General features: G+C 63.2%; 19 protein-coding genes. 13 read left to right on the top strand and 6 right to left on the bottom strand.

The features are described 5' to 3' along the window. The first annotated feature begins 1 nt into the window (after window position 1). The 6 genes from lepB to pdxJ all read left to right on the top strand — a co-directional run bounded on the left by lepB (window position 2) and on the right by pdxJ (window position 4,376). Complete coding sequence (lepB, locus tag E8E91_RS13330; RefSeq protein WP_280376147.1) at window positions 2-856, top strand: signal peptidase I; 855 nt, start codon at window positions 2-4, stop codon at window positions 854-856. Between the two features lie 115 nt (window positions 857-971). Further along, on the top strand, window positions 972-1,349 hold the full coding sequence (locus E8E91_RS13325) for a DUF4845 domain-containing protein (RefSeq protein ID WP_280376146.1): 378 nt from the start codon (window positions 972-974) through the stop codon (window positions 1,347-1,349). Beyond that, complete coding sequence (gene rnc / locus E8E91_RS13320; RefSeq protein WP_190832929.1) at window positions 1,346-2,035, top strand: ribonuclease III; 690 nt, start codon at window positions 1,346-1,348, stop codon at window positions 2,033-2,035. Before E8E91_RS13325 ends, rnc begins: the two co-directional genes overlap by 4 nt. Next, complete coding sequence (gene era / locus E8E91_RS13315) at window positions 2,028-2,930, top strand: GTPase Era (RefSeq protein WP_179060976.1); 903 nt, start codon at window positions 2,028-2,030, stop codon at window positions 2,928-2,930. Before rnc ends, era begins: the two co-directional genes overlap by 8 nt. 8 nt (window positions 2,931-2,938) lie before the next feature. Further along, a complete protein-coding gene (recO, locus tag E8E91_RS13310) occupies window positions 2,939-3,637 on the top strand; it encodes a DNA repair protein RecO (protein ID WP_280376145.1) in 699 nt (232 codons plus the stop codon). Then, window positions 3,630-4,376, top strand: coding sequence for a pyridoxine 5'-phosphate synthase (gene pdxJ, locus E8E91_RS13305; RefSeq protein ID WP_280376144.1), 747 nt, complete (start codon window positions 3,630-3,632; stop codon window positions 4,374-4,376). The genes recO and pdxJ overlap by 8 nt, the downstream gene beginning before the upstream one ends. A 227-nt stretch (window positions 4,377-4,603) precedes the next feature. On the opposite strand, the gene cmoB is transcribed toward pdxJ, so the two are convergent. From cmoB to lon, 6 genes are all read right to left on the bottom strand, one after another. Continuing rightward, the gene (gene cmoB, locus E8E91_RS13300; RefSeq protein ID WP_280376143.1) at window positions 4,604-5,572 is read right to left on the bottom strand and encodes a tRNA 5-methoxyuridine(34)/uridine 5-oxyacetic acid(34) synthase CmoB; all 969 of its coding nucleotides are present in this window, start codon (window positions 5,570-5,572) and stop codon (window positions 4,604-4,606) included. Next, on the bottom strand, window positions 5,569-6,312 hold the full coding sequence (gene cmoA, locus E8E91_RS13295; protein ID WP_280376142.1) for a carboxy-S-adenosyl-L-methionine synthase CmoA: 744 nt from the start codon (window positions 6,310-6,312) through the stop codon (window positions 5,569-5,571). The genes cmoB and cmoA overlap by 4 nt, the downstream gene beginning before the upstream one ends. A 65-nt stretch (window positions 6,313-6,377) precedes the next feature. Beyond that, window positions 6,378-6,950: a hypothetical protein gene (locus E8E91_RS13290; protein ID WP_190834416.1), complete on the bottom strand. Its 573-nt coding sequence runs from the start codon at window positions 6,948-6,950 to the stop codon at window positions 6,378-6,380. Between the two features lie 26 nt (window positions 6,951-6,976). Next, window positions 6,977-7,666 (bottom strand): lysoplasmalogenase, encoded by a 690-nt coding sequence (locus tag E8E91_RS13285; RefSeq protein ID WP_280376141.1) that lies wholly within the window; start codon window positions 7,664-7,666, stop codon window positions 6,977-6,979. Between the two features lie 91 nt (window positions 7,667-7,757). Beyond that, window positions 7,758-8,162, bottom strand: coding sequence for a protease inhibitor I42 family protein (locus E8E91_RS13280; protein ID WP_280376140.1), 405 nt, complete (start codon window positions 8,160-8,162; stop codon window positions 7,758-7,760). A 65-nt stretch (window positions 8,163-8,227) separates the two neighbouring features. Continuing rightward, entirely contained in the window at window positions 8,228-10,627 is a 2,400-nt protein-coding gene (lon, locus tag E8E91_RS13275) for an endopeptidase La (RefSeq protein WP_280376139.1), read from the bottom strand. A gap of 147 nt (window positions 10,628-10,774) precedes the next feature. Between lon and E8E91_RS13270 the strand changes: the two genes are divergently transcribed. The 7 genes from E8E91_RS13270 to E8E91_RS13240 form a co-directional block, all read left to right on the top strand. Continuing rightward, a complete protein-coding gene (locus E8E91_RS13270; protein WP_280376138.1) occupies window positions 10,775-11,527 on the top strand; it encodes an AraC family transcriptional regulator in 753 nt (250 codons plus the stop codon). Between the two features lie 601 nt (window positions 11,528-12,128). After that, window positions 12,129-13,622, top strand: coding sequence for a sodium/proline symporter PutP (gene putP, locus E8E91_RS13265; protein ID WP_280376137.1), 1,494 nt, complete (start codon window positions 12,129-12,131; stop codon window positions 13,620-13,622). A gap of 280 nt (window positions 13,623-13,902) precedes the next feature. Next, window positions 13,903-15,858, top strand: coding sequence for an acetate--CoA ligase (gene acs / locus E8E91_RS13260; RefSeq protein ID WP_280372411.1), 1,956 nt, complete (start codon window positions 13,903-13,905; stop codon window positions 15,856-15,858). 570 nt (window positions 15,859-16,428) lie between these two features. Next, a complete protein-coding gene (locus E8E91_RS13255) occupies window positions 16,429-17,211 on the top strand; it encodes an ABC transporter substrate-binding protein (RefSeq protein ID WP_271471466.1) in 783 nt (260 codons plus the stop codon). Window positions 17,212-17,318: 107 nt separating this feature from the next. After that, window positions 17,319-18,008 (top strand): ABC transporter permease, encoded by a 690-nt coding sequence (locus E8E91_RS13250; RefSeq protein ID WP_190834431.1) that lies wholly within the window; start codon window positions 17,319-17,321, stop codon window positions 18,006-18,008. Then, window positions 18,005-18,703 (top strand): ABC transporter permease, encoded by a 699-nt coding sequence (locus E8E91_RS13245; protein ID WP_280372409.1) that lies wholly within the window; start codon window positions 18,005-18,007, stop codon window positions 18,701-18,703. Before E8E91_RS13250 ends, E8E91_RS13245 begins: the two co-directional genes overlap by 4 nt. Before the next feature lie 31 nt (window positions 18,704-18,734). Beyond that, window positions 18,735-19,387, top strand: a 653-nt coding sequence (locus E8E91_RS13240; RefSeq protein WP_280376136.1) for an ATP-binding cassette domain-containing protein, incomplete at its 3' end; no start/stop codon positions are given.

Here is a 19,387-nt window from a genome sequence, read left to right as displayed (position 1 = left end):
TATGTCGATCAATTTCCCGCTGTTGTTGGTTATCGCCGTGGCAGTCTGCGGCGTACTCGCGCTTATCGACCTGGTTCTGCTGGCGCCGCGCCGGCGCTCCGCGATTGCCACCTACGAGGGGCAAGTCAGCGAGCCCGACCCGGACGTGCTCGACAGGCTGAACAAGGAACCGCTGCTGGTGGAGTACGGGAAGTCCTTCTTCCCCGTGCTGGCCATCGTGCTGGTGCTGCGGTCCTTCCTGGTCGAGCCCTTCCAGATCCCGTCCGGCTCCATGAAGCCGACCCTGGAAGTAGGCGATTTCATCCTGGTCAACAAGTTCGCCTATGGCATCCGCCTGCCGGTGCTGGACAACAAGGTGATCGAGGTGGGTGACCCGCAGCGTGGCGATGTCATGGTGTTCCGCTACCCCAGCGACCCGAACATCAACTACATCAAGCGGGTGATCGGCCTGCCGGGTGATCGCATCGCCTACAGCAGCGACAAGCACCTGACCATCAATGGTCAGCCAGTGGCTGAAAAGATGCTGGGTGAAGAGCCGGGTACCCTGGGCAGCGCCATGCTCTACCAGGAAAAGCTGGGCGAAGCCGAGCACCTGATCCGCAAGGAAATGAAGCGCTACCGCATGGAGCCGGGCCGCGAGTGGGTGGTGCCCCAGGGGCATTACTTCATGATGGGCGACAACCGCGACAACTCCAACGACAGCCGCTACTGGAACGATCCCCGTATCCCGAAGGATCTGCTGGGCATGGTTCCGGATCGCAACATCGTCGGCAAGGCGTTCGCCGTGTGGATGAGCTGGCCCGATCCCAAGCTGCGCAACGTGCCGAACTTCTCCCGAGTGGGCCTGATTCACTAACTGCCCCCTCGCCATCGCGGTTTTGCGGCGTTGTTCATGACAGCGCCGCAGTCGCTATATAGTCTTGCTTGCGGGCCAACCGGCCTCCATAAAAACACAGACATTGAGGTCGATCATGACGTTCGCGCGTAAGCAGAAGGGTATGTCGGTTCTGGGCTGGCTGCTGGTCCTGGCCGTAGTGGCTTTCCTGGCCAGCACCGCCTTCAAGGTGATCCCGCATTACCTCGATTTCTTCTCCATGGAGAAGATCATCAGTTCGGTGGAAACCGAAAAGGCCCTGGAAATCAGGACCATTCCCGACTTCTACAGCCATGTATCCAAGGGCATGCAGGTCAACGGCATCCGTAACCTGGACCTGGATAAGGCGCTGAAGGTGACCCTGGAAAACAACGAGTTCCAGGCCCACCTCAAGTATGAAAAACGCGAGCCCCTGGTCGAGAACCTCGATCTGGTGGTGCGCTTCGACAAAGAATTCCGTGTGCGAGTCCAGTGAGCGTATCCCTCAGCCGTCTCGAGCGTAAGCTCGGCTATACCTTCAAGGACCAGAGTCTGATGACTCTGGCCCTGACCCACCGCAGCTATGCGGGGCGCAACAACGAGCGCCTCGAGTTCCTCGGCGATGCCATTCTGAACTTCGTCGCCGGCGAAGCCCTGTTCGCACGCTTCCCGCAGGCACGCGAGGGGCAGTTGTCGCGGCTGCGTGCACGGCTGGTGAAGGGCGAAACCCTGGCCTTGCTGGCCCGTGGCTTCGAACTGGGCGAATACTTGCGCCTGGGATCGGGCGAGCTGAAGAGTGGCGGTTTCCGCCGCGAGTCGATCCTCGCCGACGCACTGGAAGCGCTGATCGGCGCGATCTACCTGGATTCCGGCATGGAGGCCGCGCGCGAGCGTGTCCTCGCCTGGCTGGCCAACGAGCTCGAAGGCCTGACCCTGGTGGATACCAACAAGGACCCCAAGACCCGCCTGCAGGAATTCCTGCAATCCCGGGCCTGTGAACTGCCACGCTATGAAGTGGTGGATATCCAGGGTGAACCGCACTGCCGGACGTTCTTCGTCGAGTGCCAGGTCACCCTGCTGAATGACAAGACCCAGGGTCAGGGCGCCAGCCGCCGGATCGCTGAACAGGTGGCCGCCGCCGCCGCCCTGGTCGCCCTTGGTGTGGAGAATGGCAATGACTGATATCGATACCCCCCGCTGCGGCTACGTTGCCATCGTCGGCCGCCCCAATGTGGGCAAGTCCACGCTGCTCAACCACATCCTCGGGCAAAAGCTGGCGATCACCTCGCGCAAGCCGCAGACCACCCGCCACAACATGCTCGGCATCAAGACCGAGGGCAATGTCCAGGCGATCTACGTGGACACCCCCGGCCTGCACAAGAAGAGCGACAAGGCACTCAACCGTTACATGAACCGCAGCGCCTCGGCGGCGTTGAAGGACGTGGACGTGGTCGTCTTCGTGGTCGACCGTGACCGCTGGACCGAAGAGGACCAACTGGTTCTGGAGCGTGTGCAGTACGTGCAGGGCCCGGTGCTGCTCGCCGTGAACAAGACCGATCGCATGGACGAGAAGGGCGACCTGATCCCGCACCTGTCCTGGCTTCAGGAGCAACTCCCGAATGCCGAGCTGGTCCCGATTTCCGCCCTCCAGGGCCACAATCTCGACACCCTGGAGCGCCTGGTGGCCGAGCGCCTGCCGGAAGGGGATCATTTCTTCCCGGAAGACCAGATCACCGACCGTAGCAGCCGTTTCCTCGCCGCCGAACTGGTGCGCGAGAAGATCATGCGCCAGCTGGGCGCCGAGCTGCCCTACCAGATCACGGTGGAAATCGAAGAGTTCAAGCAGGAAGGCCATGTCCTGCACATCCACGCCCTGATCCTGGTTGAGCGCGACGGCCAGAAGAAGATCATCATTGGCGACGGCGGCGAGCGCATCAAACGCATCGGCCAGGACGCCCGCAAGGACATGGAAACCATGTTCGACTCCAAGGTCATGCTCAACCTCTGGGTGAAAGTGAAGGGCGGCTGGTCCGACGACGAGCGTGCCCTGCGTTCCCTGGGCTACAACGACCTCTGAGCCTCTCGATGATCAGCGCGGCGCTGCCGACGTTCGTCCTGCACAGCAGGGCCTATCGGGAAAGCAGCGCGCTGGTCGACTTCTTCACGCCCGAAGGGCGCCTGCGTGCAGTGCTACGCGGCGCCCGTGGCAAGGCCGGCACCCTGGCGCGGCCATTCCTGCCGCTGGAAGCCGAATTCCGCGGCCGCGGCGAGCTGAAGAACGTTGGCCGACTGGAGAGCGCCGGCATTCCCAACCTGCTTGCCGGCGAGGCACTGTTCAGCGGCCTCTACCTCAATGAACTGCTGATTCGCCTGCTGCCGGCCGAAGACCCGCAGCCCGCGCTTTTCGAGCATTACGCCGTAACCCTCCAGGCGCTTGCCGCCAACCGTCCGCTGGAACCGCTGCTGCGCGCATTCGAATGGCGCCTGCTGGATGAGCTGGGCTATGGTTTCGCCCTGGATACGGACCTGGTCGGGCAACCCATCGCCCCTGACGGCATCTACCGGCTGCAGCCCGATGCCGGACTGGAGCCGGTGGCGCAGTTGCAGCCCGGCCTGTTCCAGGGCCGCGAACTCCTCGCCCTGGCCGAAGCCGACTGGAGCGCCCCGGGCGCGCTCGGCGCGGCCAAGCGCCTGATGCGCCAGGCCCTGGCACCTCACCTGGGCGGCCGGCCACTGGTCAGCCGCGAGCTATTCATGACGATCAAGGAACCTCCCCGTGACTGAAGCCAACCGCGTACTTCTCGGCGTGAACATCGACCACGTCGCCACCCTCCGCCAGGCCCGCGGCACCCGTTACCCGGACCCGGTCAAGGCGGCCCTGGACGCCGAAGAGGCAGGCGCCGATGGCATCACCGTGCACCTGCGCGAGGACCGCCGGCACATCCAGGAGCGTGACGTACGCGTGCTCAAGGAAGTGCTGCAGACCCGCATGAACTTCGAGATGGGCGTGACCGAGGAAATGATGACCTTCGCCGAGGAAATCCGCCCCGAGCATGTCTGCCTGGTACCCGAAACCCGTCAGGAACTGACCACCGAAGGTGGCCTCGACGTCGCCGGCCAGGAAGCACGCATCAAGGCCGCAGTGGAGCGCCTGGCCAAGGTGGGTAGCGAGGTTTCGCTGTTCATCGACGCTGACCCGCGACAGATCGAGGCCTCGCATCGCGTGGGAGCCCCGGCCATCGAACTGCATACCGGCCGCTATGCCGACGCTCATACCCCGGAAGAAGCCGCCCGCGAGCTGCAGCGCATCCAGGAAGGCGTCGCCCTGGGCCTCAAGCTCGGCCTGATCGTCAACGCCGGCCATGGCCTGCATTACCACAACGTCGAGCCGGTGGCTGCGATCCCCGGCATCAACGAACTGAACATCGGCCACGCCCTGGTGGCCCACGCGCTGTTCGTTGGCTTCAAGCAGGCGGTGGTGGAGATGAAGCAACTGATCGTTTCGGCTGCCGCCAAGGGCTGATCAGGATCAGGGCCGGACTCCGGCCTGGCTTAGCAATTGAAATCGCCCCCCACAGGATTTGCTTTCTGTGGGGGGCGATTTCATTCGCCAAGGGCTGCGCAGCGGCCCTGTAGGTTGACGCCGAGGAACGAGGCCCAACGATGTGTGGGGTGAGTTCGCTGCGTTGGGTTTCGCAGGATCTACCCAACCTACGAAAAGCGGGGCGTGCTCACCATAAGCAGCGATCGTCAGGGCTTGCGCGCAATCAGCACGGCGCGGGCCGGTGCCGGGAGGCCTTCGATGGTGCGGCTGTGGTCTGCGGGGTCGAGGAATTCGGGCAGGGACTGGTAGCGCATCCAGTCGGTGCTGCGTTGCTCTTCCACGCTGGTGTAGCTGACGTCTACGCAACGGACGTCCACGTAGCCCGCGCGGCGCAGCCACAATTCCAGGGCCGGCACCGAAGGCAGGAACCAGACGTTGCGCATCTGCGCGTAGCGATCCTCGGGTACCAGCACCTGCTGGGCGTCGCCTTCCACCACGAGGGTTTCCAGCACCAGCTCGCCACCGCGACGCAGGCAGTCCTTGAGGTCGAGCAGATGGTCGATGGGCGAGCGGCGATGGTAGAGCACGCCCATGGAGAACACGGTATCGAAGCCTTCCAGCTTCGGTGGCAGTTCTTCCAGCGCCAGCGGCAGGTGCCAGGCGGGGAGGTCGGGCAGGAAGCGCTTCATGGCCAGGAACTGGCAGAAGAACAGCCAGTTGGGATCGACGCCCACCACGCAGTCAGCGCCTGCGCCCAGCATGCGCCACTGGTAGTAACCGTTTCCGCAGCCGACATCCAGTACACGGCGGCCGCGCAGGTCCAGATGCGGCGCGACCCGCGACCACTTCCAGTCCGAACGCCATTCGGTATCGACGTGCACACCGAACACTTCGAAGGGGCCTTTGCGCCAGGGAATCAGCCCCTGTAGTGCGGTTTTCAGTGCGGCTCGCGTGGCGTCGTCACAAGGGCCGTCGAGCAGGAAGCGCTGCGCCAGTTCCACCTGCTGCGGTTGCAGGGGCGGCAGGGCATTGACCGCCGCACCCCAGCGCTCGAGGTCGCCGTGGCCGACTGCCAGCTTGGTGTCGAGTTGCGCGGGCAGGTCGGCTGCCCAGTCCTGCAGGTTTGTGCCCGCCAGTCGTTGTTGCAGGGCGTCGAGGTCCAGCGTTCGAATCATGGCAGGGCGATCAGCGAAGCGAAGTTGAGACACTGGAACCAGGGCACGACCTTGGAGAATCCCGCTGCCAGCAGGCGTTCGCGGTGTTCTTCCAGGCTGTCCGGGTGCATGACGTTTTCCAGCGCGCTGCGTTTCTGGGCGATTTCCAGTTCGCTGTAGCCGTTGGCACGCTTGAAGGCGACGTGCAGGTCGGTGAGCAACTGGTGCTCGTCGGCATCTTCGAAGCGCAGCTTCTCCGAGAGGATCAGCGCGCCGCCCGGCAGCAGCGCCTGGCGAATGCGGCCAAGGAGCGGGGTGCGGTGCTCGCGGGGTACGAACTGCAGGGTGAAGTTCATCGCCACCAGGGAACAGGGCTGGAAGTCCAGGGCGAGGATGTCGGCCTCGACCACCTCCACCGGCAGCAGCTCCTGGAACATGGCGTCCTGGGCATGCAGGTATTCGCGGCAGCGATCCACCATGGCGCTGGAGTTATCCACAGCGATGACCTTGCAACCATCGGTCTTCACATGGCGACGCAGGGCCTGGGTCACGGCGCCGAGGGAGCTGCCCAGGTCATACAGCGGGGTGTTGGGCTGGGCGAACTGCGCCGCCAGCACGCCGATGTTCTCGACGATAGTGGGATAACCCGGAACCGAGCGCTTGATCATGTCCGGAAAGACCCGGACCACGTCTTCATTGAAGGCGAAGTCGGCGACTTGGGCCTGGGGATTGGCGTAGATGCGATCGGGACTTTCGGTCACGGGCCGGTACCAGCAAGGGAAAAGGCCGGCATTCTAACGGACTGCGCGACGCGGCCAAACCTCCCTCACTTCAGCTGATCGGAAAAGAACTCTCCCGCACCCTGCAACGGCCCCAGCGGGTTGCGCTTGACCTCGTGACGGCGGATGTTCGGCTCGCCGTTGCTCACCTTGTGCACCAGCACGTCATCCACCAGCACGAACACCGCGCGGAATACCCAGCCCTGGAGCTCGCGGTTCTTGCGGAAGTTGAAGACGTCCGCCCAGAAGCTGCCCACCCGCTGGGTATCGGTCTTGGTGAACTCGAAGGCGTAGCCGATGCAGCGATCCTTGGCTTCCAGGCACTTCATCAAGCCTTCGGGCAGGTAGTCGATGGGCACGTTGGGCTGGACGAACATCAGGCGCACGTCGATGAACGAGAGCATCTTGCCGTTCCCTTCGATCAGCGGATCGAATCCCAGGGAGAACAGCTCAGGGCGTGTCGTCCGGCCTGGGACCGCTTGTGAATAGCGGGCTTCCGCATCGGAGTAACTGCGAAATGGCGACAGGACTTCAGCTCGTTCGCTGGGCAGCAAACTACCGCAACCCGCGATAGCAACTGCACAGCACAGCAAGCTCCACAGTCGAACCAGGTTACCCATTACACGCTCCCCGTTTAAGTGTCCGCCTATTTGCTATAGCCGATTTCCCGGGACGGCGCTGACGGTTTTTTCAGGGAGAGTGCGGAGGTCGACATGGCCACTACAGAGGCTGCGATTCCCCATTGGCCCAACCAGTAGCTGAGGATGATCAGGTAGCTCGCGCCGCTGAAGGGGGAGACGAAACGGTTGATGCCGATCAGGCTGTCCGACAGCACGAAGAGTGCCGCACCGCTCGCTGCCAGCAGTGCCGATTGGCGGTCGAGATCGTGTCCCAGGCGGGCCAGGGCGCGCCAAAGCATGGCGCTGATGGCCAGCGCGTAGCAGGCGACTGGCACCAGCAGGGCGCCAAGCCCGCCCGAGGCGAGCAGGGCGAAGATGGCAGCGCCGCAGCCGGCGGCCACCAGCAGCGCGAGCGGGGCCAGCCGGCGGGTGTCCAGCAGGTAGGCGCGCAGGTAGGCCAGGTGGGCAAGGAGAAAGGCGCCGAGGCCGAACACGAACAGGTCGGCCGGCCATTCCAGCAGCATGTCGCCGAGCAGGGAGAGCACGAGGCCGATGGCGATCCAGCGGCGATAGGCACCAGCGGGCGCACGACGCAGCCAGATCAACAGCGCGATGACAGGGGTCGGCTTGCTGATGAAGCACAACCAGTCGAGGTCCAGCGCGAGTCCGCTGAGAAAGGCCAGTGCGCCGGCCAGTCCGAAGATCAGGGTTCCCATGAATGCTCCTGCGAGTCCGTCAGGGCATCACTATGGAAAGGTGCCGCTGCGCCCGCCAGGCGGCAGACGCCAACGGCGCAGTCATTTGGCGCTACTTGACGCTGATCTGGCAGTCGAAGCTTTCCGCCGGCGCCACGTCGGTCTCCCAGGGGCGCTGGTAGTCCAGGCGCAAGCGACCTTCGCCGGGCTGGCTGGCCTTGAAGCGCCAGGTGGATTGCCCGGCGCTGCCCACGAGACCGGCATCCTCCGGCGTCGAGTAGACCTCCGGGCCGAGGCTCTGCAGCACGTTGGTGGCGGCATCGCGCATCACCCAGCGGAAGCCGGTGGTGGGATTGCTCGGCAGGGTCAGCACCAGGGGTTGGCCCTGGCTGAGGGACAGCGGGCAATCGTCCTGCTGGTCCTGGACCACAATCGGGCCGGTTTTCTGCTGGGCGCAGGCGGCGAGCAGGGCGAGGCCCAGGGGCAACAGCAGGCGAGGGGAGGGAACGAGGGACATCGGAGGCTCCATCGGTCAAGGGCGGGGTCAGCATAACGGCTGACCCCGCCCTTGCGTAGGGCCTGTCAGTCGAACAGCACCTTCGCCACATCGCTGAAGCGGCGGGCGAAGTGCACCGTCAGGCCTTCCTTGAGGTAGTCCGGCAGCTCTTCGAAGGCTCCCCGATTGGCTTCCGGCAGGATCAGCTCGTGGATCTTCTGTCGGCGCGCGGCGATGACTTTCTCGCGGACCCCGCCAATGGGCAGGACCTTGCCAGTCAGGGTCAGTTCGCCGGTCATGGCCACACCCTTCTTCGGCACCTGGTTACGCGCCAGGGAGAGCAACGCGCTGGCCATGGTGATGCCGGCGCTGGGGCCATCCTTGGGGGTCGCGCCTTCCGGTACGTGGAGGTGGACGAACGCCTGGTCGAAGAAGCCCGCGTCGCCGCCATAGCGCTTGAGGTGCGAGCTGATATAGCTGTAGGCGATCTCGGCGGACTCTTTCATCACGTCGCCCAACTGGCCGGTGAGCTTGAAGCCGCGATTCAGCGTGTGGATGCGCGTCGCCTCGATGGGCAGGGTGGCCCCGCCGAGGCTGGTCCAGGCCAGCCCGGTGATCACGCCGACGCCCGCCAGCAGCTGTTCCTTGCGGAATGGCGCCAGCCCCAGGTAGTGCTCCAGGTCCTTCTGGCCGACCTTGATCTTCGCCTCCGGCTCTTCCAGCAGGCGCACGACGGATTTGCGGATGATCTTGCCCAACTGCTTCTCGAGCTGGCGCACCCCGGCTTCGCGCGCATAGCCTTCGATCACCGAGGTCATCGCACCGTCGGTGATCGACAGGCGTTCCTTCGGCACCCCGGTTCGCTCCAGCAGACGCGGCCAGAGGTGGCGCTTGGCGATGGCGTGCTTCTCTTCGGTGATGTAGCCGGACAGACGAATGGTCTCCATGCGGTCGAGCAGCGGGCCGGGAATGGAGTCCAGGGTGTTGGCGGTGCAGATGAACAGCACCTTGGACAGGTCCAGGCGCAGGTCCAGGTAATGGTCGAGGAATTCGACGTTCTGCTCCGGGTCGAGGGTCTCCAGTAGCGCGGAGGCCGGGTCGCCCTGGTAGCTGGCGCCGAGCTTGTCGATTTCGTCGAGCATGATGACCGGGTTCATCACCTCGACCTCCTTCAGTGCCTGCACCAGCTTGCCGGGCAGGGCGCCGATGTAGGTGCGGCGGTGACCCTTGATTTCGGCTTCGTCGCGCATGCCACCGACGCTGAAGCGATAGAAGGGGCGCCCAAGGGATTCGGCGATGGATTTGCCGATGCTGGTCTTGCCCACGCCGGGCGGGCCCACCAACAGCACGATGGAACCGGAGATTTCCCCCTTGAAGGCACCGACGGCGAGGAACTCGAGAATGCGGTTCTTCACGTCGTCCAGCCCGGCGTGGTGCTTGTCCAGCACCTTGCGGGCGTGCTTGAGGTCGAGCTTGTCGGCGCCGTAGACGCCCCAGGGGACCGAGGTGGCCCAGTCCAGGTAGTTGCGGGTGACCGCGTACTCCGGCGACCCGGTTTCCAGGATCGACAGCTTGTTCATCTCTTCGTCGATGCGCTTCTTCGCCTGGTCGGGCAGCACCTTGCCTTCCAGGCGCTGGGCGAACTGCTCGCTGTCGGCGCTGCGGTCGTCTTTGGTGATGCCCAGTTCCTGCTGGATCAGCTTGAGCTGTTCCTTGAGGAAGAATTCGCGCTGGTGCTGGCCGATCTTGCGGTTCACCTCGGCGGAAAGCTCGCTCTGCAACCGCGCCATTTCCACTTCCTTGCGCAGCAGCGGCAGCACCTTCTCCATGCGCTTGAGGATCGGCACCGTGTCCAGCACCTCCTGCAGTTCCCGGGCGGGCGCAGTGGTCAGGGCGGCGGCGAAGTCGGTCAGCGGCGAGGGATCGTTGGGGCTGAAGCGGTTGAGGTAGTTCTTCAGTTCCTCGCTGTACAGCGGGTTGAGCGGCAGCAACTCCTTGATCGCGTTGATCAGCGCCATGCCATAGGCCTTGACCTCGTCGCGCGGGTCCTGGGGGCTCTGTGGATAATCCACCTCCACCAGGTAGGGCGGACGATGGCGCTTGAGCCAGCCGCGAATGCGCACGCGTGACAGGCCCTGGGCCACGAACTGCAGCTTGCCGCCATCGCGGCTGGCGTGGTGCACGCGCACCAGCGTGCCGTGTTCGGGCAGGGTGCTGGGGTCGAAGTGGCGTGGGTCTTCCGGCGGGTTTTCCATGAAGAACAGTGCCAGGCAGCGATGGTCGGTCTTGGCCACCAGCTCCAGGGTCTCCGCCCAGGGTTCTTCGTTGACGATCACCGGCAGCACCTGGGCCGGGAAGAATGGGCGGTTGTGGATGGGAATGATGTAGACCTTGTCGGGCAGGGTCTGGCCGGGTAACACCAGGCCTGTCCGCTGGCTTGAAGTGGCTTCTTCGACGATGTCGGCGTTGATGTCCTGATCGCTCATGGGGGCACCTGGCAGTTGGCTTACCCAGGCTAGATGGGGCGGGGCGGAAGGCTTTTCAACCGCCCGCCGAGGTGCGCCTCTGCCGGATGGCGCTGTGCAACCCGGGTTGCGACGGCTAGAATGCGCAAATTTTGATCAGGCCGCCCCATGTTCGAAGCTCGTCTCCTGTGCCTGGACGATCAGGCCCACCATCACGCCCATGACCATCACCAACTGGTGATGTCCCTTGCCGGCCGCGCCGAGTTCGAGGTGGATGGCCGTGGCGGCGAGGTTTGCCGGATGCGTGCGTGCCTGGTGCCGGGGGATGCCGGGCACGAATTTGCCGGCGTGGGCGAGAACCGCATGCTGATCCTCGACCTGGATCAGCAGGGCACCTCCGCCGAAGACCAGGAACTGCTCGGCCGCCTGTTCGAGGCGCCGCGCTATCCCGAACTGGACGCCGACTTCCAGAACCTCCTGAGCTACGCCGGTGCTGAACTCGCCCGCTACGGCAGCGACCCGATGCTGGCCCGCTCCCTCGGCGGCATCCTGCTGCGCGCCCTGTATCTGCGCCTGTTTGGCGAGGTGAATCGACGGCCGGTGGGCAGCCTCGATGTCGAACGTCTGGACGGCTACATCCAGGACAACCTGTCGCGCCGGATCAGCGTGGCGGAACTGGCCCAGGTAGCGTGCCTGAGCCCGAGCCACTTCCATGCCCAGTTCAAGGACAGCCTGGGCCTGACGCCCCACCAGTACCTGCTCAAGACCCGCCTCGATCACGCCGCACGCCTGCTGCGGGAAAGCGATCAGCCGCTGGTGCGCATTGCCGAAGAATGTGGTTTCTCCAGCCAGAGCGCGCTGACCACTGCCATGCGCCGCTACCTGGGGCTTACCCCCAAGCGACTGCGCGGCAACGAATAAATCCCCTCGCCAGCCACTTCGGCGGGTCGCCAGGACCGCCGGTCATCCATTTATTGGAGTTGCTGATTGGGTGCAACCGGTTCTTCCATGCTCGGGATGGTTGTACCTGTCAGGCGCAACCGACCTTTATCGATTCACCTGTCTGACTTTGCCGAATGTGCTATTTCAGGCGCTCGGCGCCGGGTTGCACCTTTTGGCGGAAAGTTCCCTTAATCAGAGCTTTCTGCAAATAAATCAGAGAATCTGACAAGAAAGGCGGAGTGCCATATCTCTAAATTCCGCACTCGCCTTCCGGGGTCCAAATGGGAATCGTTCTTGCGAGCCCGGATGGATGTACTAGACCGAGCAATAGCGCGGTTCGCCGGTGTGCCGGGAGCGTCTTGGATTCGTGCGATGGGCCAGGTCCACCGGGGCTGGTCCGTCGTCGCATTGGTGGGGCCGGATGCCCTGCGTCGATTGCCCGATCGGGATTGCATTGGCCCCATGGCCGAGGTGGTCGGGAAGAAAACCGGTGGTCGCCACGAGCGCCCGCCAAATAGCAACCAAGGGAGCGGATTACCCGCCGCCCCCGAATAAAAACAAACGAGCAGGGGAGACCCCCATGAGTATGAGCAACCCGATGCTGATCACCTTCGTGATCTATATCGCGGCCATGGTGCTGATCGGCTTCGCCGCCTATCGCTCCACCAATAACCTTTCCGACTACATCCTGGGTGGCCGCAGCCTCGGTAGCTTCGTTACCGCACTGTCCGCCGGCGCCTCCGACATGAGCGGCTGGCTGCTGATGGGCCTGCCGGGTGCCGTCTACCTCTCTGGTCTCTCCGAAAGCTGGATCGCCATTGGCCTGATCGCCGGTGCCTACCTCAACTGGCTGCTGGTTGCCGGCCGTCTGCGCGTGCAGACCGAGCACAACGGCAACGCCCTGACCCTGCCGGACTACTTCACCAACCGCTTCGAAGACAACAGCCGCATCCTGCGCATCTTCTCCGCCGTGGTGATCCTGGTGTTCTTCACCATCTACTGCGCCTCCGGTGTTGTGGCCGGTGCCCGCCTGTTCGAGAGCACCTTCGGCATTTCCTACGAAACCGCCCTGTGGGCCGGTGCTGCTGCCACCATCTGCTACACCTTCGTCGGTGGCTTCCTGGCCGTTAGCTGGACCGACACTGTCCAGGCCAGCCTGATGATCTTCGCCCTGATCCTCACTCCGATCATCGTGATGATTGCCACCGGCGGCATGGACGCTACCTTCGTCGCCATCGAAATGAAGGACGCCGCCCACTTCGACATGTTCAAGGGTGCCACCTTCGTTGGTGTGATCTCCCTGCTCGCCTGGGGCCTGGGCTACTTCGGCCAGCCGCACATCCTGGCGCGCTTCATGGCTGCCGACTCGGTCAAGTCCATCCCGAATGCCCGCCGCATCTCCATGGCCTGGATGATCTTCTGCCTGGCCGGCGCTGTAGCCGTGGGCTTCTTCGGTATCGCCTACTTCTCCGCTCATCCGGAGCAGGCTGGCGCCGTTGGCGAGAACCACGAGCGCGTGTTCATCGAGCTGGCCAAGATCCTCTTCAACCCGTGGATCGCTGGCGTGCTGCTGTCCGCCATCCTGGCGGCCGTGATGTCCACCCTGAGCTGCCAGCTGCTGGTGTGCTCCAGTGCCCTCACCGAAGACTTCTACAAGGCCTTCTTCCGCAAGAACGCCAGCCAGGCCGAACTGGTCTGGGTCGGTCGCGCCATGGTGCTGCTGGTGGCCGTGATCGCTATCGCCATCGCCGCTGACCCGGAAAGCAAGGTACTGGGCCTGGTGTCCTACGCCTGGGCTGGTTTCGGCGCTGCCTTCGGTCCGGTGGTGATCCTGTCCCTGATCTGGAAGGGCATGACTCGAAACGGTGCCCTGGCCGGCATGATCCTGGGTGCTGTGACCGTTGTCCTGTGGAAGAACTTCTTCGGCTGGACCGGTCTGTACGAAATCGTTCCGGGCTTCATCCTCTGCACCCTCGGCATCCTGATCTTCAGCCGCATCGGCAATGCGCCGTCCGCTGCGATGATCAAGCGCTTCGACGAAGCCGAGAAGGAATACCAGGACGCCCACGTCTGACACTGTGCGGCACGTGGCCGGTCGTCCACGTGCCGTGCTCCGGGTTGATCCCGGGCTCTCACCAACGACCCGATAGTGCTTCACCGGCCCATGTCCCTGGATATGGGCCGGTTTTTTTTGCCCTGTGGATAAGTGAGTGCGTGCCTGTCCGGCGCTACGCGATTTTCGGTGCTTCGACCATAGTCCGGGTTTGGTAAGACCATGGTCGAATGGCCGTGTAGAAGGGTGGGGGATACAAAAGACGTCATACAAAAACAACTACCCACCGAGGTAAGACCCAATGAGTGCTGCTTCTCTGTATCCGGTCCGCCCTGAAGTGGCCGCCCAGTCCCTCACCGACGAAGCGACCTACAAAGCCATGTACCAGCAGTCCGTGATCAACCCAGACGGATTCTGGCGCGAGCAGGCCAAGCGCCTGGACTGGATCAAGCCCTTCACCAAGGTGAAGCAGACCTCCTTCGACGATCACCACGTCGACATCAAGTGGTTCGCCGACGGCAGCCTCAACGTCTCCGCCAACTGCCTGGATCGCCATCTCGCCGAGCGCGGCGACCAGCCTGCGATCATCTGGGAAGGCGATGACCCGGCCGAGCACGAAGTCATCACCTACCGCGACCTCCACGAGCGCGTCTGCAAATTCGCCAACGCCCTGCGCGGCCAGGACGTGCACCGTGGTGACGTGGTGACCATCTACATGCCGATGATCCCGGAAGCCGTGGTCGCCATGCTGGCCTGTACCCGCATTGGCGCGATCCACTCCGTGGTGTTCGGCGGTTTCTCCCCTGAGGCCCTGGCCGGTCGCATCATCGACTGCAAGTCCAAGGTGGTGATCACCTCCGACGAAGGTGTGCGCGGTGGCAAGAAGGTACCGCTCAAGGCCAACGTCGATGACGCCCTGACCAACCCTGAAACCTGCAGCGTGCAGAAGATCGTTGTGGTCAAGCGCACCGGTGCCGACATCAAGTGGAACCAGCATCGCGACGTCTGGTACGAGGACCTGATGAAGGTCGCTTCCAGCCACTGCATTCCGAAGGAAATGGGCGCCGAGGACCCGCTGTTCATCCTCTACACCTCCGGCTCCACCGGTAAGCCCAAGGGTGTGCTGCACACCACTGGCGGCTATCTGGTCTACGCCTCGCTGACCCATGAGCGCGTGTTCGACTACCGCCCGGGCGAAGTCTTCTGGTGCACCGCCGACATCGGCTGGGTGACCGGCCACACCTATCTGGTCTACGGCCCTCTGGCCAATGGCGCCACTACCCTGATGTTCGAAGGCGTGCCGAACTACCCGGATGTCACCCGCGTGGCGAAGATCGTCGACAAGCACAAGGTGAACATCCTCTACACCGCGCCGACCGCCATTCGCGCCATGATGGCCGAGGGCAAGGCCGCGGTCGAAGGTGCCGATGGTTCCAGCCTGCGCCTGCTGGGCTCGGTGGGTGAGCCGATCAATCCGGAAGCCTGGCACTGGTACTATGAGAACGTCGGCCAGGGTCGCTGCCCGATCGTCGACACCTGGTGGCAGACCGAAACCGGCGCCTGCCTGATGACTCCGCTGCCGGGCGCCCATGCGCTGAAACCGGGATCCGCCGCACGTCCCTTCTTCGGCGTGCAGCCGGCGCTGGTGGACAACCTGGGCAACCTCATCGACGGCCCGGCTGAAGGCAACCTGGTGATCATCGACTCCTGGCCGGGTCAGGCCCGTACCCTGTTCGGCGATCACGACCGCTTCGTCGACACCTACTTCAAGACCTTCAAAGGCATGTACTTCACCGGCGACGGCGCCCGTCGCGATGAAGACGGCTACTTCTGGATCACCGGTCGCGTGGATGACGTGCTGAACGTCTCCGGCCACCGCATGGGCACTGCCGAAATCGAGAGCGCCATGGTTGCCCACTCGAAGGTGGCCGAGGCCGCGGTAGTAGGCGTGCCGCACGACATCAAGGGGCAGGGCATCTACGTCTACGTCACCCTGAATGCTGGCGAGGAAGCCTCCGAGCAACTGCGTCAGGAACTCAGGGCTTGGGTGCGCAAGGAGATCGGTCCGATCGCTACCCCGGATGTGATCCAGTGGGCTCCGGGCCTTCCGAAGACCCGCTCGGGCAAGATCATGCGCCGTATCCTGCGCAAGATCGCCGTCGCCGAATACGACGCCCTCGGCGACATCTCCACCCTGGCTGATCCCGGAGTGGTGCAACACCTCATCGATACTCATCGCACCATGCAGGCCGCCTGATCGGAGCCTGCAGCAAAACCCCGCCCCGGCCACAAGCCGCGGCGGGGTTTCGCATTTATGGCTGTCTGAAATTCGTGAGCCGGTTTATCTGCTTTCGATGGCAAATACCGAATTCGTATCGGATTTCGGGTGAGGGAGGAGAGGGCAAGTAACAGTCGTGGTTACAGCGCGCACGGAACTGGTTCCATCGGGAACGAGTCGCGCTCATTCAAGGTGTTTTTTGTGCGCCGAAGAACAAGAGGAAATTCGCCAGGCCGCGAAATAAAAGGCTTAAGGAATTTGTGGTCCGATAATTGCCTTATTAATAGGTTCTGTGCTTGATCTTCCCGGCACTTTTCTCAGTGCCTGTCAATGCTGTTTCTCCCTCTCTCCTGCGCTTCTGTAATTTGTTGTCGCATTGAAGAAATATCGACTTAAGGGGTGTGGCTAGAATGCCGCACACCCAGTCGGAGCCTTTTGCACACGGCCTTCAGCCAGCAAAGACGACGACTCTTTCTACAATTTCGTGGACCGTCTGGGCGAACTCTCACGCTGCCAACAGAAGCCATATCCCTTTGAAGGAGTCATAACATGAAGAAGATTGCACTTCTCGGCGCCATGGCGCTGTCCCTGTTGTCGCCGCTGGCTGCTATCGCTGACGACGCCAAGCCTCTGCGCATTGGTATCGAAGCCGCTTACCCGCCCTTCGCCTTCAAGACCCCGGACGGCAAGATCACTGGCTTCGACTACGACATCGGCAACGCCCTGTGCGAAGAGATGAAGGTCAAGTGCCAGTGGATCGAGCAGGAGTTCGACGGCCTGATCCCGGCCCTGAAAGTACGCAAGTTCGACGCCGTACTTTCGTCCATGACCATTACCGAAGAACGCAAGAAGTCCGTGGACTTCACCGGCAAGTACTACCAGACCCCGGTCAAACTGGCGATGAAGGCCGGCACCGTGATCAACGACCCGCTGGCGGACCTGAAGGGCAAGAAAGTCGGCGTGCAGCGCGCTTCTGTCTACGACCGCTACGCAACCGACGTCTTCGCACCTGCCGGTGTCGAAGTGGTGCGCTACAGCTCGCAGAACGAGATCTTCCTGGACATGACCGCCGGCCGCCTGGACGCCACCCTGGCCGACGCCGTGAACATCGACGACGGCTTCCTCAAGACCGATGCCGGCAAGGGCTTCGCCCTGGTTGGTCCGGACTACACCGAGCAGAAGTACTTCGGTGAAGGCGCCGGTATCGCCGTGCGCAAGGGCGATAAGGCCCTGGCCGACAAAATCACTGCCGCCATTGCCGCCATTCGTGCCAATGGCAAGTACAAGGAAGTACAGGACAAGTACTTCACCTTCGACGTCTACGGCGAGTAATCGCTTTTCCCTGAAAGTGGCACAAACTTCAGATTGCGGTTTGTGCCACTTTTTCGTTGTGGCGGTGCCGCCCGGTGCAACCCGGCGCGCTGCATGAGGATCTGATCATGCTCAACGGCTACGGCTCGACCATTCTCGATGGTGCCTGGCTCACCCTGCTGCTGGCCCTGTCTTCCATATCCCTGGCGGTGGTGCTCGGCCTGGTGGGTGCGGCCTTCCGGCTTTCGCCGATCAAGTGGCTCGCCCTGATGGGCGAGACCTATGCCACCGTGATCCGCGGCATCCCTGACCTGGTGCTGATCCTGCTGATCTTCTACGGCGGCCAGCAATTGGTGAACGTCGTGGCGCCCATGGTCGGCTATGAGGACTACATCGACCTCGACCCGTTCTGGTCCGGTGTCTTCACCCTCGGCTTCATCTTCGGTGCATACCTTTCCGAAACCTTCCGTGGCGCCTTCATGGCGATCCCGAAAGGGCAGGGCGAGGCGGGCCTGGCCTATGGCATGAGCGGGACCAAGGTGTTCTTCCGCATCCTGGTGCCGCAGATGATCCGCCTGGCGATTCCCGGTTTCACCAACAACTGGCTGGTGATGACCAAGGCCACTGCGCTGATCTCGGTGGTCGGTCTGCAGGACATGATGTTCAAGGCCAAGAGTGCAGCGGACGCGACCCGTGAACCCTTCACCTTCTATCTCGCGGTTGCCGCGCTCTACCTGGTGCTGACCAGCATTTCCCTGCTGGCCCTGCGCTTCATGGAGCGGCGCTACTCCGTAGGCATCAAGGCGGCTGAACTATGATCTTCGACTACAACGTGATCTGGGAGAGCCTGCCGCTCTACTTCGGTGGCGTGCTGGTTACCCTCAAGCTCCTGGCGATTTCCCTCGCCCTTGGTCTGGCCTCGGCCGTGCCGCTGGCGCTGATGCGAGTGTCGAAGCAGCCATGGGTGAACTTGCCCGCCTGGCTTTACACCTACGTGATCCGCGGCACTCCGATGCTGGTGCAGCTGTTCCTCATCTACTACGGCCTGGCCCAGTTCGAGTGGGTGCGCGAGAGCGCTTTCTGGCCCTATCTGTCCAACGCGACCTTCTGCGCGTGCCTGGCCTTTGCCATCAACACCAGCGCCTACACCGCAGAAATCCTCGCCGGCAGCATCAAGGCCACGCCCCACGGCGAAATCGAGGCGGCCAAGGCCATGGGCATGTCCCGCGCCAAGCTCTATCGCCGCATCCTGCTGCCGTCGGCCCTGCGTCGCGCGCTGCCGCAGTACAGCAACGAAGTCATCATGATGCTGCACACCACCAGTCTGGCGTCCATCGTCACCCTGATCGACATCACCGGCGCCGCGCGTACCGTGAACTCGCAGTACTACCTGCCGTTCGAGGCCTTCATCACCGCCGGCCTGTTCTACCTCTGCCTGACCTTCATCCTGGTGCGCCTGTTCAAGGCCGCCGAGCGCCGCTACCTGGCCTACCTGGCCCCGCGCAAGGCCTGACTTTCCACGAATCGCACAGAGAGCCCCCACCATGTACAAACTGGAAGTCCAAGACCTGCACAAGCGCTACGGCAGCCACGAAGTGCTCAAGGGCGTGTCCCTGGCGGCCAAGGCCGGTGACGTCATCAGCATCATCGGCTCGAGCGGCTCGGGCAAAAGTACCTTCCTGCGCTGCATCAACATGCTGGAGCAGCCCCACGGCGGCAAGATCCTCCTCAATGGCGAAGAGCTGAAGCTCGTGGCCAACCGCGACGGTGGCCTCAAGGCGTCCGATCCGAAGCAGCTGCAGCGCATGCGTTCGCGGCTGGCGATGGTGTTCCAGCACTTCAACCTGTGGTCGCACATGAGCGCCCTGGAGAACGTGATCGAAGCGCCGGTGCATGTGCTCGGTGTGCCGAAGAAGGAAGCCATCGAAAAGGCCGAGCACTACCTGGCCAAGGTGGGCGTGGCCCATCGCAAGGATGCCTACCCGGCGCACATGTCTGGTGGCGAGCAGCAGCGCGTGGCCATCGCCCGTGCCCTGGCCATGGAGCCGGAGGTGATGCTGTTCGACGAACCCACCTCGGCGCTGGACCCGGAACTGGTGGGAGAGGTGCTCAAGGTCATGCAGGACCTGGCCGTGGAAGGCCGCACCATGGTGGTGGTGACCCACGAGATGGGCTTCGCCCGCGAGGTGTCCAACCA

It is taken from the genome of Pseudomonas sp. BN515 (assembly GCF_029873155.1).
GTDB lineage: Bacteria > Pseudomonadota > Gammaproteobacteria > Pseudomonadales > Pseudomonadaceae > Metapseudomonas.
The sequence above is the reverse complement of the archived record's forward strand: the minus strand, read 5'-3'. Positions and strand labels throughout refer to the sequence as shown.